This is a genomic window from Microbacterium terricola (genome assembly GCF_027943945.1).
GTDB classification, from domain to species: Bacteria; Actinomycetota; Actinomycetes; order Actinomycetales; family Microbacteriaceae; genus Microbacterium; species Microbacterium terricola.
The window spans coordinates 670,930-694,835 of sequence record NZ_AP027141.1; the positions used below are offsets into that span (position 1 = coordinate 670,930).

The window sequence follows — 23,906 nt, forward strand, 5'->3', positions numbered from 1 at the left end:
ACCCGATCGACGAGGATGTGTTGTCCACCCCCCACCGCCCGCGCCGCTCTCTGCTGCTGGCCACCGCCGGAGTCGTCGCCGTGGTCGCCGCCCTCGGTGCGTTCCTTCCGGCCTACCTGGCCTACGCGACGGACGAGGGGGCGCGGCAGCTGCTGGGCAGCCGCGACGGCGGCGACGTCGCGCTCGACATCGCCCTGCCGCTGGATGCGGTCGACCCCGCGCAGCAGGACGCGGCAGTGCGGGGCGCGATCGAGGCGGAGTTCGGGCCCGGAGGCGCAGGACTGGCGATCTCGGTGCATCGGACGGTCGCCGCAGGCACGATCTCCACGCCGATCGGCGCGGTGATCGTCACATCGATCCCGCACCTCGATGACGAAGCGGTCCTCGATGCCGGTGCCTGGCCGCGGACCGCGGGAGATGCGGCGATCGAGGCGGACAGCGCAGGAGCGCGGGCGACGGATGCCGGCGAGACGCTCGAAGTCGGCGGCGTCGCGCTCACGGTGGCCGGCACCTGGCGGCTTCTCGACGATCGGGACGGACGGTGGTTCGCCCTCCCTCAGCCGCCGTCGCCGGTGGACGGAGAGTCCCGCACGCGCATCGTCGTCGACGAGGCGACCCTCGAGAAGGTGGCGCGAGGCGCCGGCGTCGAGGTCACAGCCCATTGGACGGTCGTCCCGAACGTGGCCACGGCCACCGCGAGCGGGCTCGACGGCGCGGTCGCTGCGTGGCGCGCGGTGCCTGCGGCGCTGCGCTCAGCGGGCGTCGATGTCGACGAGCTCGAGACCAGCGGAAGGCTCCTGCCGACCGTGCTCGTCGCGCGTGCTCAGGCGGCGGCGATGGCCACCGCGCCGCCGTTGGCGCTGTCGACTTTCGGCATCGTCGCTCTTGTCGCCCTCGTGGAGATTGCGCGGCTGCTCGGCGCCACCCGCACGTCCGAGCTGACCCTGCTCTGGTCCCGCGGGGCTTCGCGGCGCCGGCTGATCACCGACGCCGCCCGCGAGGTCGCACCCGCGACCGTGCTGGGCGCGCTCGGCGGCGCCGTCGCGGCCGCGGTCGCGCTCGCTGCCGTGGGGGGCGTGTCGATGCTCCGTGACGGAGCGCCCTCGCTCGTGACCGCATCGCTCGTCGCGGCCGTCGCCGCGGCCGCGATCATCGTCGCCCGCACGGCGAACGACGCTCGCGCGCTGGACGCCCCGGTTCGCCGGCGCGACCCCCGGCTGGCGGCCACCGGCCGTGCAGTGCTCGTGGTCGTGGCGGTGCTCGCGGCGGCTGTCTCGGGCTGGCAGCTGATGCTCTACGGGTCGGCGCGCAGCGATGCGGGCATCCGCGCAAGCGCGGACCCGCTCGCCGTCGTCGCCCCCGCCCTGTGCCTGATCGGCATCGTCCTGCTGCTCGAGAGCGCCCTCCTGCTGGCGCGTCGTCCGCTCGAACGGTGGGCGGCGCGGACCACTCGTGCGACGCGATCCCTGGTGGTGCGGGGCCTCGTCCGGCGGCGCGGCTTCGCGCTGACTCCCATCCTGCTGTGCGCCCTGGCCATCGGTCAGCTGGTGATCGCGGCCGGCTACACGGGCACATGGCAGGCGGCGTCGGCTGCCGCATCCGCCCGCCACGAGGGGACCGCCGTGGGTGTCACCGGCCCCGTCGGGTCGCTCACCTCCGACGTCATGGCGCGCGTGTCAGCGATCCCCGGAGTCGGTGCGGTTGCACCGGTGAGCGTGCAGTCGATCTCGGTCGCGGCGGAGTCGACCGCTCTCGTCACCATGTCGGCGCCGGCGCTGGCCGAACTCGGGGACCCGGCGATCCCCGACCTCGCGGACGCCGTCGCGGCGATGACGCCTGCGCAGACGGGAGGGTTCGTGGCGCCCGGCGACAGCGTCGGCGTCTCCCTCGACTGGGCCGGAGGCCCGGCCGAGGCCACGGTCTCGGGGGTGTTCGCCGACGAGTGGGGCAACATCGCGTCGTCGGCGTTCGAGGCGATCCGCTTCGATGACGGCGCGGGCACCGTGCGCGTCGAGGTCCCCGGCTCGGATGGAGCTGCCACCGGCACCTGGCGACTTGCGGGCGTCGATGTGGTCGCCGCCGCGCCGCCGGCATCGGGCAGCACGATCGAGGTCACCGGACTGGAGGTCGACGGGGCCGACGTCGCGCCCGGTCGATGGGACGGCGGCGACCTCGGCGACTATCCGCTTCCGCTCGAACGACCCGAGACGGGGAACGCCCTCCTCGTCCCGCCGGGGATCGACGGGGTGCGACTCGTCGCGGTGCCCGTGCCGGCCCCGCCGCCGGTGGTGGTGTCTGCCCTGTTCGCGGAGCGCACAGGGGTCGAGGTCGGCGACCTCGTGCCGCTGGTGCTGGATTCGTTCACCGGCCCGACGTCGGTCCGCGTCGCCGCGGTCGTGCAGGCCGTTCCCGGAGCCGGCACCCCCGTGGCTCTGCTGGTCGACCTGCGCTCCGTCCTGCCCGTGCACCTGATCCACCAGCGCCAGACGCCGGCACCGGACCGAGCGTGGCTCGAGGTCACCGGCCAGACCGACGAGGTGATCGCCGCGGTGCGAGAAGCGCTTCCGACGGCATACACGGTCGACGGCACGGCGGTCTCCCACGCCGACACCGCCGCAACCGCGTCGGCGATCGCGCTGTGGATCGGCGCGATCGGCACCTCGCTCCTCGCGCTCGGCGCCGTAGCAGGCGTCGCCGGCGCCCAGGCCTGGTCACGGCGCGACGAATCCGATGCGCTCCGGATGATCGGGCTCACCGCGCGGCGGCAGTCCGGTGCACGAGTGAGCGAGCTGGCGATCGCCTGCGGCACCGGTTCGCTGATCGGCGTGGCGGCCGGCGCGAGCATCGCGCTGCTGCTGGTGCCCGCGGTCGCGCGCGGCGCGGTGGCCGGCACCGACCTCGGATCGATCGCGCCCGCCACCGATCCGCTGTGGCTTGCGGTGTCGGTGGGCGGGTTCCTGCTCGCGCTCGCCGCCGCGCTCCTCCTCACAGCGCCACGCCCGCAGGGTTCTGCGGGAAGGACGGGCGAGCGATGACCCGCCTGCTCCGACGGCAGCTCCGGCCGCATCTGGCCGCTCTGGTGCTGCTCGCGGTCACCGCGGGTGTGCTCACGGCCGGTCTGACGACGCTGCCGAGGGTGCTCACCCGGGTCGCCGACGAGCGCTTCGCCGCCGTCTTCGCGCAGGAGTCGATCGCGAACGTGACGATCAGCGGCGAACCCGCCGAAGCCGCCGACCCTGCGACCGTCATCGGCACGCTGAAGAGTGTGCTGGAGCCGTATCCACGGCTCGTGGACGCGCCCTTGGCGGACGCGATGGGCGAGGCCGACTGGCAGCTGGTGCTGGAGCCATGGAGCATCGGGGTCGCCACGGCGCCAGGCGATGCCGTGCGTTTCGCGCTCGGCATCTCGCCCACCCTCGCTGCGCACGCGGATGTCGTCGCGGGTGCCGCGCCCGCGCCGTGGAAGGGTGACGGCCCGCTCGAGGTCGCCGTATCGCAGGCGGTCGCCGATCGGCTGCGGCTGGGTGTCGGCGACCGCCTCGAGTCCGACGCTGCGCCGCTCGTGGTGAGCGGGATCATCGCGCCGCGCGCGGACGCGTCGGCCTCCCCGGGTGACGCGGATCGGTTCGCCCCTCCTGCGGAGGAGCCCCTCGCCGCGGGCGGCGCCAAGATCACGGCCCGGGCGTGGATCGACGAGGGCGGCGCGGGCGCCCTCGGCGCGTCGCTCGCCCGCGCGCGGCTCACCGCGTCGTACCCGATCCACGGAGCGGGACTCTCGCCCGACGACATCCCCGCCCTGACCGATGCGCTGCGCGCCGCCTCGAGCGCGCGGCTGCTGCTCCGCAACGCCGCGCCGCTGAACGTCACCTCGCGGTTGGCGGTCGCACTCGATGCGCTGGATGCGGCAGATGCGGCGCTCTCGGCGGCCGCGGTGCTCATCGCGTCCGCTCCGCTGGGCGGGCTCGCCGCCACCGTGCTGCTGGCAGCCCAGGCCTTCGCCGCGCGCCGCCGCAGCGCCCGCCGGCTGCTGAGCGCCCGTGGCGCAGGTGTCTCCCGTCTTGCGCGCGACGGCGCGGTGGAGACGGCGATCGCCGTCGTTCCCGCTGTCGTGCTCGGAGCAGCATCCGCCGTGCTGGTCGTACCAGGCGAGCTCGGCCCGATGACTGCCCTCCCCGCGATCGCCGTCGCGATCGCCGCGTGCGTCGTGGCCGCGGTGCTCGCTGCGCGCGCGGCCGCCACCGCGTCGGTGCACCCGGCGCTCCGTCTCATCGGCGAGCTCGTCGTGCTCTCCGCTGCGGTCGTCGCGGGCATCCTCCTCCTGCGGCGTGGGCTGGCGCTCACCGACGCCGGCGTCGATCCGCTGCTGGCGGTCGCGCCGCTGCTGGCGGCACTCGCGGTGAGTGTGCTGCTCGTGCGGGCGCTGCCGTGGGTGCTCAGGGCGATCGAGCGGGCGCTGAGCCGAGGGCGTGGGGCGGTGAGCCTCGTGGCCGTCGCGCGCGTCGCCCGCAGTGCCACGCTCGGTGTCGCGGCGACCCTCGCGATCGTCATCGCCGTGAGCGCCACGACACTGTCGGCGACCCTCTCCGCGACCCTGGACGGCGCCGCCACGGCCGCTGCGCGACAGAGCGTGGGTGGGGACCTCCGCCTCAGCTCCGACTCCGCGCTGCCGTCCGTCGACGGCGTCGCCCGGGTCGGCGGGGTCGCCGCGGCCGTCGAGGTGCGGCGCCTCGAAGAAGCGGTGATCGCGGAGGAGGGGCGCGAGCGCGCAGCCCTCGTGCTGGTCGCCGACGCAGAGCGCTGGAACCGCACCCGCCCGGACCTGGACCTGCCGGCCGCGTCCGACGGCGCTCTCGCGGCCGTCCTCTCCGACGAGCTCACGCTCGCCGACCACGGCGCGCTGACCCTCGATGGCGCGCCGCTCGAGCGCGCGGCCACCGCACGGACTGCTGAACTGCCCACGGACGGCGCCTCGTGGGTGCTCCTCGATGCGGCCGCGGTCGCCGGCGAGCACGACACCGCAGCGGAGTGGATGCTGGTGCGCACCGAGCCTGGCGCGTCCACGGCAACGGTCGCCGCGCGGCTGCACGAGGCCTTCGGCGCAGAGCTCGACATCGCCGACGCGGAGACGACCCGCGCCGAGCTGACTGCGCAGCCCGCCTTCGCCGCCCTGCGCGGCATTCTGCAGCTGTGTGCGGTCGCCTCGCTCGTGATGGCTCTGCTCGCGGTGCTCCTGGCCGTGCTCGGCGCTGCAGCCGAGCGCGCGCGGACGCTCGGGGCGCTGCGCATGCTCGGCATGCCCGCCGGCCGAGCCGCCGTGGTGGTGCTCTGGGAGACGCTGCCCGGCGCGATCTCGGCGACGGCCGCGGGCGCCGGGCTCGGAATCGTCCTCGCCGCGCTTCTGGTGGCCGCCGCCGACCTCGGCGCGACGGTCGGGGGCGTCGCGCTCGCCCTCGATCCGCCGATCGCCGCGATCGCGCTCGGCGGGGTCGTCTTCGTCCTCGTGATCGCGGGGGCCGGCACCGCCCTCGCTGCGTGGACGGTGCGGGTTCCGCCCCGCGGCGCCGTCCGGATGGGAGCATGATGAGCGTGTCCGCCAGTCCTCAGATCGAGTGCGTCGACCTCGTGCGCATCTTCCGCGGCGCGGGCGTCGAGGTGCAGGCTCTCCAGGGCCTCAACCTCCGCGTCGATCGCGGCGAGCTCACCGCGATCGTGGGTGCGTCGGGCTCCGGCAAGTCGACGCTGCTGGCGATCCTCTCCGCGCTGGACGTCGCCACCGCGGGGCGCGCCAGGGTGGGCACCCATGACCTGCTGACACTGTCTGCTCCCGAACGGGCGCGGTACCGCCGCCGCGTCGCCGGCTTCGTCTGGCAGCAGACGTCGCGGAACTTCCTGCCGGAGCTCACCATCACCGAGAACATCGCGCTCGCACTCTCGCTGCGCGACACCGGGGGGTCGAAGGCGCGCGCGACCCGGGTGGACGAGATCCTCGACCTGCTGGGCGTCTCCCACGTCCGCGGTCGGCTGCCGGGCGCGATGACCGGCGGGGAGCGTCAGCGGGCCGCCATTGCGGTCGCGCTCGCGAACGAGCCCGAGGTGCTGTTCGCGGACGAGCCCACCGGAGAGCTCGACGATGAGAGCTCCGCGCTCGTGCTCGGTGCGATGCGCACAGCAAATGAGGAACTCGGCGTGACGGTCTTGATCGTCACCCATGATCCCGGTGTCGCTGCGCACGTGCGCCGCGCGGTGCAGATCCGCGACGGCCGCACCTCCACCGAGGTGCTGCGATCCACATCGGTCGATGAGGGCGGGATCCGCAGCCACGTCGCCGAGGAGTTCGCGGTCCTCGACCGCGTCGGGCGCCTGCAGCTGCCGAAGGACCAGCTCGATCGCATCGGGCTGCGTGACCGGGTGCGCCTGGACTTCGCGGAACGTCACATCGAGGTGCACCCCGCGCAGTCGCCGGCGGAGACGGAGGAGTGATGGGCCGGCGGGTGGTGCGGGGCGAAGGCCTGGGTCGCGTGTTCGGGGACGGGGCGATCCGGACGGTGGCGCTCAGGGATGCTGCGCTGGATGTGGCGGCGGGAGAGCTCGTCGTGCTCCGCGGCACCTCGGGGGCGGGCAAGACCACTCTGCTCTCCCTGCTGGCCGGGCTGGACGCGCCCACCACGGGTCGCGCGTGGATCGGTGATCTCGAGGTGACGGCCGCGTCGGAGACCGAGCTCGCCGATCTGCGTCGTGGCACCCTCGGGATCGTCGCTCAGGAGTTCGCGCTCATCCCGATGCTCACCGCGGCCGAGAACATCGAGCTCCCGCTGCGGCTGTCCCAGGTCGCCGCGGACGAGCGCGCCGCCCGCGTGGCGGAGCTGCTCGAGCTGGTCGGGCTCACCCCGCACGCCCACCAGCGTCCGGACGAGCTCTCCGGCGGACAGCAGCAGCGGGTGGCCATCGCCCGCGCGCTCGTCCACCGTCCGACGGTCGTGCTCGCCGATGAGCCGACGGCTCAGCTGGACTCGGCCACCGCGGAGGAGATGATGCGACTGCTCGCCGACCGGGTGCACTCGGACGGGGTCGCGGCCCTGGTGTCCACGCACGACCCGGCCCTGGTCGCCATCGCCGACCGCGTCATCGAGCTGCACGACGGCCGGGTGCGGCCGGCCGGGTGAGGCGGCCCGGCTACAGCAGCCCGCGCCGCGCGAGCTCGGGGCGCACGCCCTCGGCGAACCAGTACGCCTCCTCGAGGTGCGGATACCCCGACAGCACGAACTCCTGGAAGCCCTCGGCGCGATACTCCGCGATGAGGTCGGCCACCTCGTCGTAGCTGCCCACCAGAGCGGTCCCTGCGCCGCCGCGCACGAGACCCGCACCGGCCCAGAGGCCCGGGTGCACCTCGAGGTCGGCGCGCGTCGTGCCCGCGCCCGCGAGGGCCGCCTGGCGGCGCTGCCCTTCCGAGCCCGAGGAGGCGAAGGCGGCGCGCTGGCGTGCGATGACCTCCGGATCGAGGCCGGCGACGAGCTCGTCGGCGACGCGCCACGCCTCGTCCGAGGTGGGCCGGGCGATCACGTGCAGGCGCACCCCGTAGCGCAGCGTGCGGCCGAGCGCCGCTGCTCGGTCACGCACCTGGGCGATCTTCGCGCCCGCCTGCGCAGGCGGCTCGCCCCAGGTGAGGTAGACGTCCGCGTGGGCCGCCGCGACATCGAGCGCGGCGGGCGATGACCCCCCGAGGTAGATCTCGGGCACGTGGTCCAGCGGCGCGATCCACGCGTCATCGATCTCGTAGAACTCCCCGTGGTGGGTGACGTGCTCACCGGTCCACAACCGCCGCAGGATCGAGAGGTATTCGTCGGCGCGGCGGTAGCGGTCCTCTTTGGCGAGCCGATCGCCGAAGCGGTGCTGCTCGGCATCCTCGCCGCCGACGACGACGTTGATGCGCAGTCGGCCGCCGCTGACGTTCTGGAAGGTCGCGGTCACCTGCGCCTGCAGCGTCGGCGAGACCAACCCGGGCCGCACCGCGACGAGGTAGTCGAGGTCGCGGGTGTGCTGGGTGAGGGCGGTCGCCATCGTCCAGCTCTCCTCGTTGCCGCCGCCGGTCGGAATGAGCACGGCTGCGAAGCCGAGGTGCTCGGCGGCACGTGCGATCTGCGAGATGTACGGCAGTCCGGGCGGCCGGGTCGCGGCCAGCAGCGCCTGGTCGTTGTTGGTCGCGCTGCCGAGTGCGAGGTTCGTGCGGGAGTCGCCCGTGAGCGGCAGGAACCAGTCCAGGATCAGCGGGGCGAGCTCGGTCGGGTCCGGGGTCACCGACTCAGGCTACGGCTCGGGCGCGAGGCCGCCCTCCGTGGGTTTCGCTCTATGACGGAGGGGATGGATGCTGCGCCGTGCGGCAGCATCCATCCCCGCTGTGACTAGACCGACGCGGTCTCGCCGACGCCGACGTTGCTGTCGTAGTCGATGTCCTTCGTCTCCTTGGACAGCAGCAGCGCGATGAGCGTCAGCACGGCCATCGCCGACAGGTACACGCCGACGAGCCAGGGGCTGCCGTCAGCGGACGCCCACAGCCACACCGCGACCAGAGGGGCGAGCGCCGCCCCGAGGATCGACGACACGTTGTACGAGATCGCCGAGCCGGAGTACCGCACGTTGGTCGGGAAGAGCTCCGGCAGCACCGCGCCCATCGGGCCGAACGTCGCACCCATGAGCATGAACCCGATCACGAGGAACGCCTGCACCAGAGCGCCGGTGAACTTGGGGTCGGCCTGCGGCAGCAGGAAGAGGTTGAACGTCAGCCCGAACACGATGATCCCGACGGTCACCCAGATGAGCAGCTTCCGCCGCCCGATCGCATCGGCGATCGGCCCGGACAGCAGGGTGAAGATGCCGAAGAACACCACGCCGATGATCTGCATCACGACGAAGTCGGTGTACCCGAACCCGAGGCCCGGGTAGAACTGCGCGGCGAATGCCGCCGCGTCGAACGGCTTGCCCGCCGCTTCGGCGCTCGCCTGCGCGACGGCGGAGGCGGTGTCGAGGTCGGCCGCCTTCGTGCCGTAGGAGAGCGTGAAGTTCGTCATCAGGTAGAAGAGCACGTAGGTCGCCAGCATGATGAACGTGCCGAGGATGAGGTGCTTCCAATGGTGGCGCAGCACCGTGGCGAGCGGGAACTTGCGGATCGCGCCCTTCTGCTCGGCCTTCGCGAAGGTCTCGGACTCGACCAGGCGCAGTCGGACCCACAGCCCGATGATGACCATGACGGCGGAGAAGAGGAACGGCACGCGCCAGCCCCAGGTGAGGAACTCCGTGGACCGCTGCGCGGTGCCGTCGGGGTGGGGGAGGGCGAAGTTGATCGCGAGGAACACCGCGTTGGCGATGATGAAGCCGATCGGGGCGCCCAACTGCGGGAACGTCCCGTACCAGGCGCGCTTGCCCTTCGGGGCGTTCTCGGTGGCGACGAGCGCCGCGCCCGACCACTCGCCGCCGAGCGCGAAGCCCTGGGCCAGTCGCAGGATCAGCAGCAGGAGCGCCGCCCACCAGCCGATGTCGGCGAACGTGGGCAGGCAGCCGATCAGGAAGGTCGCGATGCCCATCGTCAGTAGCGACGCGACCAGGGTGGCCTTGCGGCCGAAGCGGTCGCCGAAGTGGCCGAAGACGACCGCGCCGAGGGGGCGGGCGACCATCGCCGCGCCGAAGACGGCGAATGACGCGAGCAGTGCGGTGGTGTCGTTGCCGGTCGGGAAGAAGAGGATCGGGAAGACGAGGACGGCCGCGGTCGCGTACGCGTAGAAGTCGTAGAACTCGATGGTGGTGCCGACCAGGCTCGCGGTGATGACGCGCGAGCGCGGGTTGGCGGGGGCGGGCGCGGCGGTCGCCGCGGAGGCAGAGGACATGAAGGGGGCCTGTCGACGTGGGTGTTGACGTCCTCGTGGAACGGGCCGGTGGCGGTCTCCCGGAGCGGGGGTGGTGCAGCGGGCGACGCGACGCTGGATCACCGGGACGCCGACGGGATCGCCGACGCACAAGCGTCCAGCCTACGCCCCTCCTGGGGCGCGGGGCGTCGGCGTCAGCGCCAGATCACCGCGATCGCGGCGTTCAGCAGGGTGAGGATGCCGATCAGCCAGAACATCGCGGGCGGCAGGCTGCCGGTGCGTCGCTGACGCGCGGCGCCGATGCCGAGGAGTGCGCCGATCGCGAGCAGCACGACGAGCTTCACGCCGATCTTGACGTAGTTCAGGTCGTACTCGATGCCCCACGGCGCGGCCAGGGCGAGGCCGGCGACACCGGCGATCGCCAGGCCGATGTTCATCAGCCGGGTGACGCGGATGCGCCGGGCGACCGCCTCGACGACCCATGCGCCGAACAGCACGGCGAAGCCGACCAGGTGGATGAAGACGACGATGTGGCGCAGGACTTCGAGCATGGGGCGAGTCTACCCCCAACCATCAGGTTTGCTGAAGGTCTGGATTCGATGCAGTCCGCTCACTCAGCCTGTCGGAGCGCCTGCAGCACCCGAGCGGTGCGGATCGCCGCGTCGGCCGCCTCGGCGCCCTTGTCCTCGCGCGAGTGCGCCAGCCCGGCGCGGTCGAGGCCCTGCTGCTCGTCGTCGAGGGTGAGCAGCCCGAAGCCGACCGGCTTGCCGGTGTCGAGCGCGACACGCGTCAGCCCGTCGGTCGCGGCGGCCGACACGTACTCGAAGTGCGGGGTGCCGCCGCGGATGATGACGCCGAGCGCCACCACGGCGTCCGCGCCCTCCTCGAGGGCTGCCTTCGCGACGATCGGCAGCTCGAACGACCCGGGGACCCGCACCAGCTGCCAGTCTGCGCCGGCCGCCTCGAGCGTGCGCTCAGCGCCGGCGATGAGGCCGTCGGTGATCACGTCGTGCCACGTTCCGGCCACGATCACGATGCGCAGGCCCGCCGCATCCGTTCCGCCGACGATCGGCGCTCCCTTGCCGCTCATGCGTGCTTCGTCTCCTTCATCTGGTCGAGCGCGTCGGCGAGGTCGCCGTCGTCGATGATGTGGCCCATCCGGTCGCGCTTGGTCTGCAGGTACTGGTGGTTGTTCGGCCCGACGCCGACGAGCAGGGGAACCTGCTCGACCACTTCGAGGCCGAGCTCGCGCAGCTGCGCGACCTTGTCGGTGTTGTTGGTCAGCAGTCGCACTTGCTCGATGCCGAGGTCGGCGAGCATCCCGGCCGCGGCGGCGTAGTCGCGCGCGTCGGCGGGGAGCCCGAGGGCCAGGTTGGCGTCGACGGTGTCGAGCCCGCGCTCCTGCAGCGAGTATGCGCGCAGCTTGTTGATCAGGCCGATGCCGCGACCCTCGTGGCCGCGCATGTAGATGACGACGCCGCCGTCGCGCTCGATGGCGTCGAGCGCGGCCTCCAGCTGCGGGCCGCACTCGCACTTGAGCGAGCCGAAGGCCTCACCGGTGAGGCACTCCGAGTGCACGCGCACGAGCGGTGCCGGCTCGGTGAGCTCGCCCGAGACGATCGCGAGGTGGTCGGTGCCGGTGACGCGGTCCTTGTACGCCAGGAAGCGGAAGCTGCCATGGCCCGTCGGCACCTGCGCCTCGGCCCGCAGGCTGACCCGCCGACGGTGCGCCGCGTGCGCCTGGGCGGGACGAGGGTCGGTCTCGTCGAGGTGCGCGACGAGCTGCTCGATCGTGATGACCGGGACGCCGTCGCGCTCGCCGAGGTCCATCAGGCCGGGCAGGCGCATCATCGATCCGTCCTCGGCCACGATCTCGGCGATCGCGCCGACGGGCTTGAGCCCGGCGAGGGTCATCAGCTCGACGGCGGCCTCGGTGTGGCCGCCGCGTTCGCGCACGCCGCCGTCCACCGCGCGCAGCGGAAGGATGTGCCCTGGGCGCTTCACGCTGGCGGGGGCCGACGCGGGGTCCGCCAGCACGTTGAGGGTCCGGGCACGGTCGGCCGCGCTGATGCCGGTGGTGATGCCGTCGGCCGCGTCGACGCTCACGGTGTACGCGGTGCCGCGGGCATCCTCGTTCACCTCGACCATGGGAGGCAGGTCGAGGCGGTCGGCCCAGTCCGCCGGCATGGGCGCGCAGATGAATCCGCTGGACCAGCGCACGGTCCACGCGATCCATTCGGGGGTGGCGAGCTCCGCCGAGAGGACGACGTCACCCTCGTTCTCGCGGTTCTCATCGTCGGCGACGATGACGGGACGCCCGGCGCGCAGGGCGTCGAGGGCGGCGGGGATGGTCGAAAGGCTCATCGTGAGCCTCCTTCGTTCGTTGCGGGGGTGAAGGCGAGCAGGCGCTGGACGTGCCGGGCCAGGATGTCGGTCTCGAGGTTGACGCGGTCGCCCGCGTCGAGGGTGCCGAGGGTCGTCGCGGCGAGGGTCTCCGGGATCAGCGAGATCTCGAACCAGTGGTCGACCGCCGCGGCGGGGCTGACAGCGCTCACCGTCAGCGAGGTGCCCTCGACCGCGATCGAGCCCTTGTCGACGACGAGCGGCGCGAGGTCGGCAGGCAGGCCGATGCGCAGGACGCGCCACTGCGCGCCCGGCCGCACCTCGAGCACCTCGCCGGTGCCGTCGATGTGGCCCTGCACGATGTGGCCGCCGAGGCGGCCGTGCGCGGCGGTGGCGCGCTCGAGGTTGACGGCGCGCCCTTCGGCGACGCCGTCGAGGGTCGACACGTCGAGCGTCTGCTTCATGACGTCTGCGGTGAACCAGTCGGCGCCCTGGTCGACGACGGTGAGGCACACGCCGCTGACGGCGATCGAATCGCCGTGCGCCGCGTCGGTCACCGCCTTCGGCGCCTGCACGGTCAGCCGCACGCCGTCGCCCGAGGGCTCGACGGCCGTGACCGTGCCGATCTCTTCGATGATCCCGGTGAACATCAGACAGCTCCTGTCTCGGGGTGGACGGCGGGGCGCGCGACGACGAGGAGGTCGTCGCCGAGCCGTTCGACGGATGCGACGGTCAGTCGCCGCTGAGCGGCGATGGTCTCCACGCCGAGCGATCGCAGGGCGGGGGAGTCCGAGCCGTCGGCGCCCTGGCCGACCAGCGTGGGGGCGATGTAGGTGAGGACCTCGTCGGCGAGCCCCGCGCGCAGGAAGGCGCTCGCGATCGTCGGGCCGCCCTCGACGAGCACCCGCTGCACGCCGAGCTGGCGCAGCTCCTCGAGCAGCGAGTCGGCCACGTCGTCACCGGGGCGCTCGGCGAACAGGTTGGTCCCGTCGCGGTGCACGAGCGGATGCGGGTGGGCGAGGACGGCCGCGCCGTCGGGGATCGCACGCGCACCGAGCACCACCGGAATCGGCTGGTGGTCGTACAGCGTGCCGTCGGGGCGTCGGGCGGTGAGGGCGGGGTCGTCCGCGAGCAGGGTGCCGGTGCCGACGACGATGGCGTCCGCGTCCGCGCGACGGCGATGGACGTCGGCGCGCGCCGCGGGGCCGGTGATCCACTGGCTGGTGCCGTCTGCGGCGGCGGCGCGCCCGTCGAGGCTCTGAGCCCACTTGACGGTGACGTGCGGGCGGCCGAGGCGCTGGACCGTGAGCCATGACTGCAGGAGGGCGGCAGCATCCTCCGTCTGGACGCCGGACTCCACCTCGACCCCGGCCGCGCGCAGGACGCCGGCACCCCCGGACGAGCGGTCGCCCGGGTCGTCGATCGCGTAGACGACGCGGGCGATGCCGGCGTCGATGAGCGCGATGGCGCACGGGCCGGTGCGTCCGGTGTGGTTGCAGGGCTCGAGGGTGACCACCGCGGTCGCGCCGCGAGCCTGCTCCGGTGAGAGCTTCGCGAGGGCGTCGACTTCGGCGTGGGCGGTGCCGGCACCGCGGTGCCAGCCCTCGGCCAGCACCTCGCCGGAGGGCGAGAGGATCACGGCGCCGACCTGCGGGTTGATGCCGCGGGGGCCGCGCTCTGCGAGCGTGAGGGCGCGCGTCATCGCGTCGCGCTCTGCCACGCGGTTCTCGCTCATCCGGATTCCTGCCGTCGGGTGATCCGGGGGCGACGGAGGCAACGCCGGTGGCGGCGCGCAGGACGCCGCTCGTGCTGCCTCCCATCCGGACTAGCGACAGTCTCCTGTCACATCACCGTCGGTTCCGGAATTCCACCGGATCGGCCGGCGCGGCATCCGAATCGGATGCTGTTGCGCCAGCTCGCGGACTGTCACCGCCGGTTCGGATTCTCACCGACCCCGGAGCACGTTCAATGCTCTGAGTCTACTCAACGCCCCCGACGGCGTTTCATTCCGTGTCACTTCAGCAGTCGCGAGAGCCGCCGGTCGGCGAGGACCTTGCCGCCGGTCTGGCATGTCGCGCAGTACTCCAGCGAGTTGTCGGCGAAGAACACCGAGCGCACCGTGTCGCCGCACACCGGGCAGGTCTCGCCGCGCCGGCCGTGCACCTGCATGCCGCGGCGCTTGGCGTCCTTGAGGTCGGCGGGTGGCTTGCCGGATGCGGTGGCGACAGCATCCGTCAGCGTGTCGGTCATCGCGGCGAAGAGCCGGTCGATCTCGCCGTCGTCGAGCCCTGCGGCGAGGGCGTACGGCGACATCTTTGCGGCGTGCAGGATCTCATCGGAGTAGGCGTTGCCGACCCCGGCGATGATCGACTGATCGCGCAGCACACCCTTGATCTGGGTGCGGCGGCCGGCCAGCAGCGCGGCGAAGGCGTCGCGTGTGAACCCGGAGTCGAGGGGGTCGGGGCCCAGCCGCGCGATGCCGGGCACGTCGGCGGGCTCGCGGACGACGTAGACGGCGAGGGACTTCTTCGTGCCCGCCTCGGTGAGGTCGAAGCCCGAGCCGTCGTCGAGGGCGACGCGCAGCGCGATCGGGGTCTTGCCCGGCCGGATCAGCGTGGGGGACAGCGTCTCGGTGAAGCGCAGCCAGCCGGCCTTGGCGAGGTGGAAGACGAGGTGCGGGCCGGTCGTGCGCAGGTCGATGAACTTGCCGTGGCGGTCGGCGCCGGTGATCTCGGCGCCGACGAGGGCGTCGACGGGCGGGTCGTAGGTCTTCAGCGCGGCGATGTTCGCGACCGACACCTTCGTGACCGTGCGGCCGATCGTGCGGCCGCGCAGGAACTCGACGAGTCCCTGCACCTCCGGCATCTCGGGCATGCGCTCATCCTGCCACGCGGGGCTGACGCCGGGTCAGTACTCGAGCACGGGCCAGGGCTGGGGGGAGCGGTCATCCGTCACCAGGAGAGCGGCCGTCCAGCCGTCGTCGCGCCCGAACGAGTTCACCAGCGCCTGCCGACGCAGCCCCTCGTAGTGGAATCCGAGGGTGCGAGCCGCTCGCGCCGACGGGATGTTGCCCGTGGAGGCGTGCCACTCGACGCGCACCAGCGACAAGCCATCGGCCGCGAAGGCCCAGTCGAGGACCGCGCGCGAGGCCTCGGTGATGAGGCCCTGGCCGCGCGCCTGCGGCGACACCCAGTAGCCCAGCTCGCCGTCGCCCTTGCCGCTCAGTCGGTAGAGGCCCACCATGCCGACCAGCTCGTCCCCCCTGCGCATCGCCCAGGTGAGGTGCTCGGCAGCCGCCCACTGCTCGGCGGTCTTCACGATGAACTGCTCCGCGTCCTCCCGCCGGTACGGGGAGGGCACGGTGGTGTACCGCTGGATGGCGGCGTCCTGGCAGGCCTCGTAGATGGCGTCGATGTCGCCGTCGACAGGCACCGACAGCACGAGCCGCTCGGTCTGCAGAGTCACGGGTTCCATCCCGCCACTGTAGCCAGCCGCCCCCGGCCGCCGGCGTAGTGTCCACAATTCAGGCTGGAGTGGCCGCACCCGGCGATCTGGAGCCGAACGTCCGCTCTCTGCCTGAATTGTGGCCGTCGCGCGGGTCCTCCCCACGCTCGAGTGCCCGCCCGCTCGCCCACAGAAACGGACCGGAGCGCGCCGCGTGCGGCGGGCGGTGCGACTGTCGTGACGTGGTCGGGGACGCCGAGGGGGCTCAGCAGGTGCTGCAGCGCGCTGACCTGTGCGCAATCGGGATGACCTCCCGGCAGATCACCCGAGCCGTTCGCACGGGTGATCTGCTGCGCGTCCGTCGCGACCGCTACATGCTGGCCGCGCACGGCGACCTCGATCGGGCCGTGCGTGTCGGCGGGCGCCTCGCCTGCGTCTCGCTGCTCGCCCCGCTCGGGGTCTTCGTGGCTGATGCCAGCGTGCTGCACATCCATCTCGACCACTCGATGTCGCGGCTGCGTGCGCCCGAGGGGAGCGGGCCGCTCCGCTCGCGCGATGGCATACGACTGCACTGGTGGCGCCTGGCCGGACCGGCAATCCTCGGATCGGTCGGGATCGCCGACGCGTTGGCTCAGGCCGTGCGGTGCCAGACCCCGCGATTCTCCGTGGCGACGGTGGACAGCATCCTCCACCTGTCGCTTCTCGGCCACGACGAGGTGCGCGACGTGTTCGACCATCTGCCGCGCAGATATCGACCCATCCTCCGCATGGTCGATGCGTCTGCGGAGTCCGGGCCCGAGAGCCTGATGCGGCTCATTCTGCGACAGCTCGGGCTGCGATACCGCACGCAGGTGCACATTCCCGGTGTCGGACGGGTCGACTTCGTCGTCGAAGGGTGGCTCATCATCGAATGCGACAGCAAGGGGTACCACGAGGGATGGGCGAAGCAGAAAGTCGACCGCGAGCGGGATCTCGCTGCGGCAGCCCTCGGCTATACGTCACTGCGTCCGCTCGCTGAGCACCTGCTGTATCGTCGCGAGGTCGTCGTCGAGGCCGTCCGCGGGCTCGTCGCCGCACACCGCTGACCGGATCGGGCTGCGCCGTGGCACCCGCGGTTCACAACTCAGGCAGAACTGCTCGCTGTGGCGCGCTGCGCCGCTGCATCGTCGTTCTTGCCTGAGTTAGCAACGCGTCGACCGGTGGCGCAACCGGAACCGTGCGCCGCGCGGCCCCGCGGGTCAGCGGCCGCGGCGGAGCAGGCCGACCTTGTCGTACACGTCGCCGAGGGTGGTGTCGGCGACGGCCGCGGCCCGCTCGGCGTTCACCGCGAGCACGCGGTCGAGCTCGGCCGGGTCGTCGAGCAGTTCGAGCGCGCGCTGGCGCACCGGGCCGAACTCGTTCACGATGACCTCGGCGAGCCCCTTCTTGAAGTCGCCGTAGCCGCGGCCCGCGTACTCGTCCTCGATGGCCGGGATCTGCCGTCCGGTGAGGGCGGCGTAGATCACGAGCAGGTTCGAGACGCCCGGCTTGGCCTCACGGTCGTAGCGCACGGCCCCTTCGGAGTCGGTGACGGCCCGCATGATCTTCTTCGCCGACACCGCCGGGTCGTCCAGCAGCCACAGCACGCCCGCGTCGGACTCCGCCGACTTCGACATCTTGGCGGTCGGGTTCTGCAGGTCGAAGATGCGGGCGGTCTCCTGCTGGATCACCGGCATCGGCACCTGGAAGGTCTTCCCGTACCGCGAGTTGAACCGCTCGGCGAGGTCGCGCGTCAGCTCGACGTGCTGCTTCTGGTCGTCGCCGACCGGCACGATGTCGGTCTGGTACAGCAGGATGTCGGCGGCCATCAGCACCGGGTAGGTGAACAGCCCGACGTTGGTCGCGTCGGCGCCGTAGCGCTGCGACTTGTCCTTGAACTGGGTCATCCGCCCGGCTTCGCCGAAGCCGGTCATGGTCGACAGGATCCAGGCCAGCTCGGCGTGCGCCGACACGTGCGACTGCACGTACAGCGTCGAGCGCGACGGCTCGATGCCGGCGGCGATGTACTGCGCGGCGGTGCGACGGGTCTTCTCGCGCAGCTCGGCCGGGTCGTTCGGCTGGGTGAGGGCGTGCAGGTCGACGACGGAGAAGAACGCCTGGTACGAGTCCTGCAGGTCGCGCCACTGCATGAGCGCCCCGATGTAGTTGCCGATCTGGAGGGAGTCGGCCGAGGGCTGCATGCCGGAGTAGAGACGCGGTTTGTTCACACGGCAAGTCTACGGAGCGGATGCTGCCGCCCCGCGCCCCGCGGGGCAGCCGACGCCGGTCGTCGCGAAAGGCGCCTCAGCTGCCGAGCGTGTACTCGGCGACCACGGGCGCGTGGTCGCTCCACCTGGTGTCCCAGGAGGGTGCTCGCACGACCCGGTACCCGGCCACGCGCTCGGCCAGGGCGGGGGTCGCGAGGTGGTAGTCGATGCGCCACCCGGTGTCGTTGTCGAACGCCTTTCCGCGGCTCGACCACCAGGTGTAGGGACCGTCGATATCGCCGTGGAAGCGGCGGCCCACGTCGACCCACCCGAGACCGGTGCCGGACGAGCCGTCGGCGCCGGTGACGGGAGCGCCCGCCTCACCGAGGAAGCGGTCGAAGTATGCCCGCTCGCGCGGGAGGAACCCTGCCCGCTTCACGTTGCCCTTCCAGTTGCGGATGTCGAGCTCGCGGTGGCCGACGTTGAGGTCGCCCATGATGAGCGCGAGCGGCGCGGACGCCTGCAGCTGCGGCATCCGCTGCTCCATGGCGTCGAGGAAGGCCCACTTGGCGTCCTGCTTGGGTGTGCCGACCTCGCCGGAGTGCACGTACGCGCTGACGATCACGACGCGCTCGCCGTCGATGTCGAAGTCGGCCTCGATCCAGCGGCCGGCCGAGTCGAGCGGCTCGGGGCCGAGCACCTTGCGCACCTCGACCGAGGGCAGCCGCGAGGCGACCGCCACGCCCGCGCGCCCCTTCGCCAGCGCCTCGTCGCCCACGAGCTCCCAGCCGGGCAGTGCCGAGGCGAGCTCGTCGGCGGTGGCCCGAACCTCCTGCAGGGCCATGATGTCGACCTCGGCGGTCTCGAGCCACTCGAGCATGCCGTTGCGCACTGCTGCACGGATGCCGTTGACGTTGACAGAGGCGATGCGGACCTGACGAGACACGACCGCCAGCCTAGCCGCGGCCGGCGACACTCATTCGAGCAGGGCGCCCCGCTTCCGGGGCGGCGGCGGCGCTGACGCCTCCACATGGGCGAGCTCCTCCTCCGCCGCGCGCACCGCGCGGGCGGCCGACCATCGCCGCGGCCATGGGGCGTTGTCCTGCGCGGCGCGGGCGGTGCGCAGCCGCACCTGCGCGGCAGTCAGCAGCGCGGCGTGCTCTGCGGCCAGCCGCTCGGCCTCGCTCTGGCGCAGCAGGGGCAGATTCTCGTCGGCGGCTCCCACGGCGATCCAGGCGGCGGCGACCAGGATGATGATGCCGATGATCCGGAACCACAGGAGCAGGCCGACGAAGATCGCGAACGTCGCGAGCAGCGGGTTCGACGGGGTGTAGCGCAGCAGCCAGCCGGCGCCGAGCTGGAGCACGGTGATCGCGCCGCCGCCCAGGAGCGCGCCCGGCCAGATCTGCCGCCACTGCAGCGATGTGCCGGTGAGGAAGCGCACCAGCGCGCCGAGGGCGGCCGAGAACAGCGCGAACGACACCAGCACCGATGCGATCCCGACGCCGAGCTGGTACCAGATCGACCCGGTGTTCCAGCCGAACAGCTGGAAGAAGGCGCTGATGGCCCAGGTGCCGGCGTAGCTGACCGCCGACCCGAGGATGAGCGCGACGCCGAAGATGAGCGCCGCGACCAGGTCTCCGGACTTCAGGATGAGGTAGTTGCGCTGGTCGGGCGGGATGCCGAAGATGTCGCGCACGGCCCGGCGCGCGAAGGTGACGAATCCGATCGCGGTCCACAGTGCAGCGCCGAGGGCGATGAGACCCGTGACCGCCAGGACCCCGCTGCTTCCGGTGGCGATCTGGGTGACCTGCTCGGTCGTGAACAGCCCGTTCTCGCCGATGAGGCCGGGGATGTAGCTGTTGATGACCTCGATCATCCCCGCGATGGCCTCTTCGCTGCCGCCGAGCCACAGTCCAGCGGCAGCGAACGCGACGTAGATGGCCGCGAAGATGGCGAACAGCGCCTGGTAGCTGACGCCCGCGGCGAGCAGGAAGCCGTTGTGCTGCAGGAAATGCCGCCACACCCGCACTGGGAACCAGGCCAGCGTGCGCTGGGTCAGCCGCGTCGCGGTGCTGATCGGCGCCTCGAACCGCTCGCGCAGTGATCGCTCGGTGGCCTCGAAGCGCGCACGCAGCCGCTGCTCCTCGCGCTCGGCCTCTTCGGCCGCGGCGCGCGTGTGCGGCGGGTGGGACTCGGTCACGCAGTCAGACTAGCGAGCCGCGGATGCTGTGGAGTCCCGCGACCTGGACCGCACCGGCGTGCCGAGCCGTCAGGTGAACGCTCAGCGTCCGCCGCGGAGGACGGCCTGCTTGACCTCGGCGATCGCCTTGGTCACCTCGATGCCGCGCGGGCACGCCTCGGTGCAGTTGAAGGTCGTGCGGCAGCGCCACACGCCCTCCTTGTCGTTGAGGATGTCGAGCCGGACGTCGCCGGCGTCGTCGCGCGAGTCGAAGATGAAGCGGTGCGCGTTGACGATCGCGGCGGGGCCGAAGTACTGCCCGTCGGTCCAGAACACCGGGCACGACGAGGTGCACGCGGCGCACAGGATGCACTTGGTGGTGTCGTCGAAGATCTCGCGGTTCGCGATCGTCTGGATGCGCTCCTTGCCCTTCTCGGGCACGGAGCTCGAGATGAGGAACGGCTGCACCTCGCGGTACGACGCGAAGAAGGGCTCCATGTCGACGACGAGGTCCTTCTCCAGCGGAAGGCCCTTGATCGCCTCGACGTAGATCGGCTGCGAGATGTCGAGGTCCTTGATCAGCGTCTTGCAGGCGAGGCGGTTGCGGCCGTTGATGCGCATCGCATCCGATCCGCAGATGCCGTGCGCGCAGGAGCGGCGGAAGGTGAGCGAGCCGTCGACCTCCCACTTGATCTTGTGCAGGGCGTCCAGCACGCGGTCGGTGGAGTACAGCTCGACGTCGTAGTCGACCCAGCGCGGCTCCTCGTCGACCTCGGGGTCGAAGCGCCGGATGATGAACGTGACCAGGAACGACTGGATGCCGGTGTCGTTCACGCTCTCGGCGGCGACAGTCTGATCGGCCTCTGCGGGCGCGTCCACGGGGACGAGGGTCGCCATCAGTACTTCCTCTCCAACGGCGGGTAGCGCAACTCGCCTGACTCGTTCTTCGTGAACACGACCGGCTTCCAATCCAGGCGGATGTGGTCCTCCGAGTGCGAGGAGCTGGCATCCCCCGACAGGTACGCCATCGTGTGCTTCATGTAGTTCTCGTCGTCGCGCGTGGGGTAGTCGTCGCGCATGTGGCCGCCGCGGCTCTCCTTGCGGTTGCGGGCGGTGACGACGACGACCTCGGCCAGGTCGAGCAGGAAGCCGAGCTCGACGGCCTCGAGGAGGTCGGTGTTGAACCGCTTCCCCTTGTCGTCGACGTGCACGTTCTTGAAGCGCTCGCGCAGGTCGGCGATCGTCACCATGACCTCGGCGAGCGACTCGTCGGTGCGGAAGACCTGGGCGTTGCGGTCCATCTCGTCCTGCAGCTTCTTGCGGAGGACGGCGATGCGCTCGGTGCCCTGGTTGTTGCGCAGGCCCTCGATGAGTCCGCGCACCTCGGCGGCGGGGTTCTCGGGCAGGGGCACGAACTCGGCGGTCTTGACGTACTCGACCGCGTTGCGGCCCGCGCGCTTCCCGAACACGTTGATGTCCAGCAGCGAGTTGGTGCCGAGGCGGTTCGAGCCGTGCACCGAGACGCACGCGCACTCGCCGGCGGCGTAGAGGCCGGGCACGACGGTGGTGTTGTCGCTGAGCACCTCGGCGTTGTTGTTGGTCGGAATGCCGCCCATCGCGTAGTGCGCCGTCGGCATGACCGGCACCGGCTCGACCACGGGGTCGACGCCGAGATAGGTGCGCGCGAACTCGGTGATGTCCGGAAGCTTCGTCTCGAGGACCTCGGCACCCAGGTGGGTGCAGTCCAGCAGCACGTAGTCGCGGTGCGGGCCGGCGCCGCGGCCTTCCGCGACCTCCTGCACCATGCAGCGGCTCACGATGTCGCGCGGGGCGAGGTCCTTGATCGTCGGCGCGTAGCGCTCCATGAAGCGCTCGCCCGAGACGTTGCGCAGGATCGCGCCCTCGCCGCGGGCGCCCTCGGTGAGGAGGATGCCGAGGCCGGCGAGCCCGGTCGGGTGGAACTGGAAGAACTCCATGTCCTCCAGCGGCAGGCCCTTGCGCCAGATGATGCCGACGCCGTCACCGGTGAGGGTGTGCGCGTTGGAGGTCGTCTTGAAGATCTTGCCGAAGCCGCCGGTGGCGAAGATGACCGCCTTCGACTGGAAGACGTGCAGATCGCCCGTCGCCAGCTCGTACGCGACCACGCCGGCGACCTGGGTCGAGCCATCCTCGGCCTGAACGGTGACCAGATCGAGCACGTAGAACTCGTTGAAGAAGTTGATGCCGAGCTTGACGCAGTTCTGGAACAGCGTCTGCAGGATCATGTGGCCGGTGCGGTCGGCGGCGTAGCAGGCCCGGCGGACCGGCGTCTTGCCGTGATCGGCGGTGTGGCCGCCGAAGCGGCGCTGGTCGATCTTCCCCTCGGGCGTGCGGTTGAACGGCAGGCCCATGTTCTCGAGGTCGATGACGGCGTCGATGGCCTCCCTGGCGAGGATCTCGGCAGCATCCTGGTCGACGAGGTAGTCGCCGCCCTTGACGGTGTCGAACGTGTGCCACTCCCACGAGTCCTCTTCGACGTTGGCGAGGGCCGCGGCCATCCCGCCCTGCGCCGCGCCGGTGTGCGACCGGGTGGGGTAGAGCTTGCTGATGACGGCGGTGCGGGCACCGGGGCCTGCCTCGATCGCCGCGCGCATGCCGGCGCCGCCGGCGCCCACGATGACGATGTCGAACTGGTGGTAGTGCACGCCGTCCTTGACGACGCTCTCGGTGGTCTGGGTGCTCACGTCAGCTGATATCCGTCTCTGGTTCTCTCGTTCGACGCCGTCAGGCGCACAGCTCCTGCAGCCACGCGACGCTGTCGTCGCTGAGGCCCAGGCACGGGTCGAAGGTGAAGACGACCAGGGTGCCGAGCAGGATCAGGAATCCGGCCGCGATCCACAGCGCCCAGACGAGCGTCCTGCGGGTGCCGGCGTGGGTGACGTAGTCGTTCACGATCGTGCGCATGCCGTTGGCGCCGTGGATGAGGGCGAGCCACAGCATCAGGACGTCCCACCACTGCCAGAACGGGCTCGCGAACTTGCCGGCCACGAACGCGAAGTCGATGCCGTGGATGCCGTCGCCCACCATCAGGTTGACGAACAGGTGGCCGAAGATCAGGACGACCAGCAGCACGCCGGAGGCGCGCATGTAGATCCAGCCCCACTTCTCGAGGTTGGCGCCCTTCTTGCGGGGGGCGGTGTGCGGGGCGCGGGGATCGGCGATCGCGGCGGAGCTCATCATCAGTGACCCCCTCCGATGTTCGCGAAGACGTTCATGAGGTGGCGCGGCGCGAAGCCGAGCATCGTCACCGCCCAGATGCCGAGGACGCCCCACCACAGCTGGCGCTGGTACTTGGCGCCCTTCGACCAGAAGTCGACGATGATGATGCGCAGCCCGTTGAACGCGTGGTACGCGATCGCGGCGACCAGGAACACCTCGCCGATGCCCATGATCGGGTTCTTGTAGGTCCCGATGACGGCGTCGTACGCCTCGGGCGAGAGCCGGATGAGCGCCGTGTCGAGCACGTGCACCAGCAGGAAGAAGAAGATGGCGACACCGGTGATGCGGTGCAGCACCCAGGACCACATGCCTTCGTGGCCTCGGTAGAGGGTGCCCCGGGGAACCCGTGAAGTGGTCTCTGACACCGATGGTGTGAGGCGTGCTGGAGCCGACACGGCCGTCCTCCCTGGATCGAACATGGTGCGGGGGCGGGTCGATGCCCCTCGGAGGACTTCGTCCCCAGCGTCGCACGGGCGCTCTGCTTGTATCTTATTGCCGTCTCGCGGAGTCCGGCGACGAAGGCGAACCTAACAGCGGGCAGATCCGCAGCCACCTTCGCCGTGGGCAAGAACCTCCGATCTTGCCGGACCGCGGCGG

Annotated in this window: 21 protein-coding genes and 1 riboswitch; of the genes, 5 read left to right on the top strand and 16 right to left on the bottom strand. The window is 71.7% G+C overall.

Features of this window, described 5'->3' with window-relative positions; translation table 11 throughout:
- Positions 1–20 precede the first annotated feature (20 nt).
- Genes Microterr_RS03110 through Microterr_RS03125 form a run of 4 tightly spaced genes read left to right on the top strand, consistent with a single transcriptional unit; the run spans position 21 to position 7,163 of the window.
- The gene (locus Microterr_RS03110) at positions 21–3,035 is read left to right on the top strand and encodes a hypothetical protein (RefSeq protein WP_263796193.1); all 3,015 of its coding nucleotides are present in this window, start codon (positions 21–23) and stop codon (positions 3,033–3,035) included.
- Positions 3,032–5,581, top strand: coding sequence for an FtsX-like permease family protein (locus Microterr_RS03115; protein WP_263796192.1), 2,550 nt, complete (start codon positions 3,032–3,034; stop codon positions 5,579–5,581). Before Microterr_RS03110 ends, Microterr_RS03115 begins: the two co-directional genes overlap by 4 nt.
- On the top strand, positions 5,581–6,480 hold the full coding sequence (locus tag Microterr_RS03120; protein ID WP_263796191.1) for an ABC transporter ATP-binding protein: 900 nt from the start codon (positions 5,581–5,583) through the stop codon (positions 6,478–6,480). Before Microterr_RS03115 ends, Microterr_RS03120 begins: the two co-directional genes overlap by 1 nt.
- The gene (locus tag Microterr_RS03125) at positions 6,480–7,163 is read left to right on the top strand and encodes an ABC transporter ATP-binding protein (RefSeq protein ID WP_263796190.1); all 684 of its coding nucleotides are present in this window, start codon (positions 6,480–6,482) and stop codon (positions 7,161–7,163) included. The genes Microterr_RS03120 and Microterr_RS03125 overlap by 1 nt, the downstream gene beginning before the upstream one ends.
- Before the next feature lie 10 nt (positions 7,164–7,173).
- On the opposite strand, the gene Microterr_RS03130 is transcribed toward Microterr_RS03125, so the two are convergent.
- The 9 genes from Microterr_RS03130 to Microterr_RS03170 all read right to left on the bottom strand — a co-directional run bounded on the left by Microterr_RS03130 (position 7,174) and on the right by Microterr_RS03170 (position 15,674).
- Positions 7,174–8,295: an LLM class flavin-dependent oxidoreductase gene (locus Microterr_RS03130; RefSeq protein WP_263796189.1), complete on the bottom strand. Its 1,122-nt coding sequence runs from the start codon at positions 8,293–8,295 to the stop codon at positions 7,174–7,176.
- Positions 8,296–8,399: 104 nt separating this feature from the next.
- Positions 8,400–9,878, bottom strand: coding sequence for an MFS transporter (locus tag Microterr_RS03135; RefSeq protein WP_263796188.1), 1,479 nt, complete (start codon positions 9,876–9,878; stop codon positions 8,400–8,402).
- Between the two features lie 173 nt (positions 9,879–10,051).
- The gene (locus Microterr_RS03140; protein ID WP_263796187.1) at positions 10,052–10,408 is read right to left on the bottom strand and encodes a Fe-S protein; all 357 of its coding nucleotides are present in this window, start codon (positions 10,406–10,408) and stop codon (positions 10,052–10,054) included.
- A gap of 59 nt (positions 10,409–10,467) precedes the next feature.
- On the bottom strand, positions 10,468–10,947 hold the full coding sequence (ribH, locus tag Microterr_RS03145; RefSeq protein WP_263796186.1) for a 6,7-dimethyl-8-ribityllumazine synthase: 480 nt from the start codon (positions 10,945–10,947) through the stop codon (positions 10,468–10,470).
- Complete coding sequence (gene ribA, locus Microterr_RS03150; protein WP_263796185.1) at positions 10,944–12,221, bottom strand: GTP cyclohydrolase II; 1,278 nt, start codon at positions 12,219–12,221, stop codon at positions 10,944–10,946. Before ribA ends, ribH begins: the two co-directional genes overlap by 4 nt.
- Complete coding sequence (locus Microterr_RS03155) at positions 12,218–12,850, bottom strand: riboflavin synthase (protein ID WP_263796184.1); 633 nt, start codon at positions 12,848–12,850, stop codon at positions 12,218–12,220. The genes ribA and Microterr_RS03155 overlap by 4 nt, the downstream gene beginning before the upstream one ends.
- Positions 12,850–13,935 (bottom strand): bifunctional diaminohydroxyphosphoribosylaminopyrimidine deaminase/5-amino-6-(5-phosphoribosylamino)uracil reductase RibD, encoded by a 1,086-nt coding sequence (gene ribD / locus Microterr_RS03160; RefSeq protein ID WP_263796183.1) that lies wholly within the window; start codon positions 13,933–13,935, stop codon positions 12,850–12,852. The genes Microterr_RS03155 and ribD overlap by 1 nt, the downstream gene beginning before the upstream one ends.
- Before the next feature lie 68 nt (positions 13,936–14,003).
- A riboswitch (FMN riboswitch) is annotated at positions 14,004–14,166 on the bottom strand.
- A gap of 47 nt (positions 14,167–14,213) precedes the next feature.
- A complete protein-coding gene (locus Microterr_RS03165; RefSeq protein ID WP_263796182.1) occupies positions 14,214–15,074 on the bottom strand; it encodes an Fpg/Nei family DNA glycosylase in 861 nt (286 codons plus the stop codon).
- A gap of 33 nt (positions 15,075–15,107) precedes the next feature.
- Positions 15,108–15,674 carry a GNAT family N-acetyltransferase gene (locus Microterr_RS03170; RefSeq protein WP_263796180.1) on the bottom strand — a complete coding sequence of 189 codons (567 nt, stop codon included), beginning with the start codon at positions 15,672–15,674 and terminating at the stop codon, positions 15,108–15,110.
- 212 nt (positions 15,675–15,886) lie between these two features.
- Here Microterr_RS03170 and Microterr_RS03175 point away from each other — a divergent pair, with 212 nt between their 5' ends.
- Positions 15,887–16,729: an endonuclease domain-containing protein gene (locus Microterr_RS03175; RefSeq protein ID WP_263796179.1), complete on the top strand. Its 843-nt coding sequence runs from the start codon at positions 15,887–15,889 to the stop codon at positions 16,727–16,729.
- A 153-nt stretch (positions 16,730–16,882) separates the two neighbouring features.
- Here Microterr_RS03175 and trpS read toward each other — a convergent pair whose 3' ends face one another.
- From trpS to sdhC, 7 genes are all read right to left on the bottom strand, one after another.
- Positions 16,883–17,890 (bottom strand): tryptophan--tRNA ligase, encoded by a 1,008-nt coding sequence (gene trpS, locus Microterr_RS03180; protein WP_263796178.1) that lies wholly within the window; start codon positions 17,888–17,890, stop codon positions 16,883–16,885.
- 76 nt (positions 17,891–17,966) lie between these two features.
- On the bottom strand, positions 17,967–18,815 hold the full coding sequence (locus Microterr_RS03185; protein ID WP_263796177.1) for an exodeoxyribonuclease III: 849 nt from the start codon (positions 18,813–18,815) through the stop codon (positions 17,967–17,969).
- A 30-nt stretch (positions 18,816–18,845) separates the two neighbouring features.
- Complete coding sequence (locus Microterr_RS03190) at positions 18,846–20,072, bottom strand: YihY/virulence factor BrkB family protein (protein WP_263796175.1); 1,227 nt, start codon at positions 20,070–20,072, stop codon at positions 18,846–18,848.
- 81 nt (positions 20,073–20,153) lie between these two features.
- Complete coding sequence (locus Microterr_RS03195) at positions 20,154–20,948, bottom strand: succinate dehydrogenase iron-sulfur subunit (RefSeq protein ID WP_263796174.1); 795 nt, start codon at positions 20,946–20,948, stop codon at positions 20,154–20,156.
- Entirely contained in the window at positions 20,948–22,774 is a 1,827-nt protein-coding gene (gene sdhA / locus Microterr_RS03200; protein ID WP_263796173.1) for a succinate dehydrogenase flavoprotein subunit, read from the bottom strand. The genes Microterr_RS03195 and sdhA overlap by 1 nt, the downstream gene beginning before the upstream one ends.
- A 40-nt stretch (positions 22,775–22,814) precedes the next feature.
- A complete protein-coding gene (locus tag Microterr_RS03205; protein WP_263798842.1) occupies positions 22,815–23,267 on the bottom strand; it encodes a succinate dehydrogenase hydrophobic membrane anchor subunit in 453 nt (150 codons plus the stop codon).
- A gap of 2 nt (positions 23,268–23,269) precedes the next feature.
- Entirely contained in the window at positions 23,270–23,704 is a 435-nt protein-coding gene (gene sdhC, locus Microterr_RS03210; protein ID WP_263796172.1) for a succinate dehydrogenase, cytochrome b556 subunit, read from the bottom strand.
- Positions 23,705–23,906 lie beyond the last annotated feature (202 nt).

Coding starts and splice junctions, on each gene's coding strand:
- ribA (WP_263796185.1), bottom strand. CDS start 12,221: ATGAGCCTTTCGACCATCCCCGCCGCCCTCGACGCCCTGCGCGCCGGG.
- Microterr_RS03195 (WP_263796174.1), bottom strand. CDS start 20,948: ATGGCGACCCTCGTCCCCGTGGACGCGCCCGCAGAGGCCGATCAGACT.
- ribH (WP_263796186.1), bottom strand. CDS start 10,947: ATGAGCGGCAAGGGAGCGCCGATCGTCGGCGGAACGGATGCGGCGGGC.
- Microterr_RS03205 (WP_263798842.1), bottom strand. CDS start 23,267: ATGAGCTCCGCCGCGATCGCCGATCCCCGCGCCCCGCACACCGCCCCC.
- Microterr_RS03115 (WP_263796192.1), top strand. CDS start 3,032: ATGACCCGCCTGCTCCGACGGCAGCTCCGGCCGCATCTGGCCGCTCTG.
- Microterr_RS03140 (WP_263796187.1), bottom strand. CDS start 10,408: ATGCTCGAAGTCCTGCGCCACATCGTCGTCTTCATCCACCTGGTCGGC.
- ribD (WP_263796183.1), bottom strand. CDS start 13,935: ATGAGCGAGAACCGCGTGGCAGAGCGCGACGCGATGACGCGCGCCCTC.
- Microterr_RS03120 (WP_263796191.1), top strand. CDS start 5,581: ATGAGCGTGTCCGCCAGTCCTCAGATCGAGTGCGTCGACCTCGTGCGC.
- Microterr_RS03155 (WP_263796184.1), bottom strand. CDS start 12,850: ATGTTCACCGGGATCATCGAAGAGATCGGCACGGTCACGGCCGTCGAG.
- Microterr_RS03170 (WP_263796180.1), bottom strand. CDS start 15,674: ATGGAACCCGTGACTCTGCAGACCGAGCGGCTCGTGCTGTCGGTGCCT.
- Microterr_RS03125 (WP_263796190.1), top strand. CDS start 6,480: ATGGGCCGGCGGGTGGTGCGGGGCGAAGGCCTGGGTCGCGTGTTCGGG.
- Microterr_RS03165 (WP_263796182.1), bottom strand. CDS start 15,074: ATGCCCGAGATGCCGGAGGTGCAGGGACTCGTCGAGTTCCTGCGCGGC.
- Microterr_RS03135 (WP_263796188.1), bottom strand. CDS start 9,878: ATGTCCTCTGCCTCCGCGGCGACCGCCGCGCCCGCCCCCGCCAACCCG.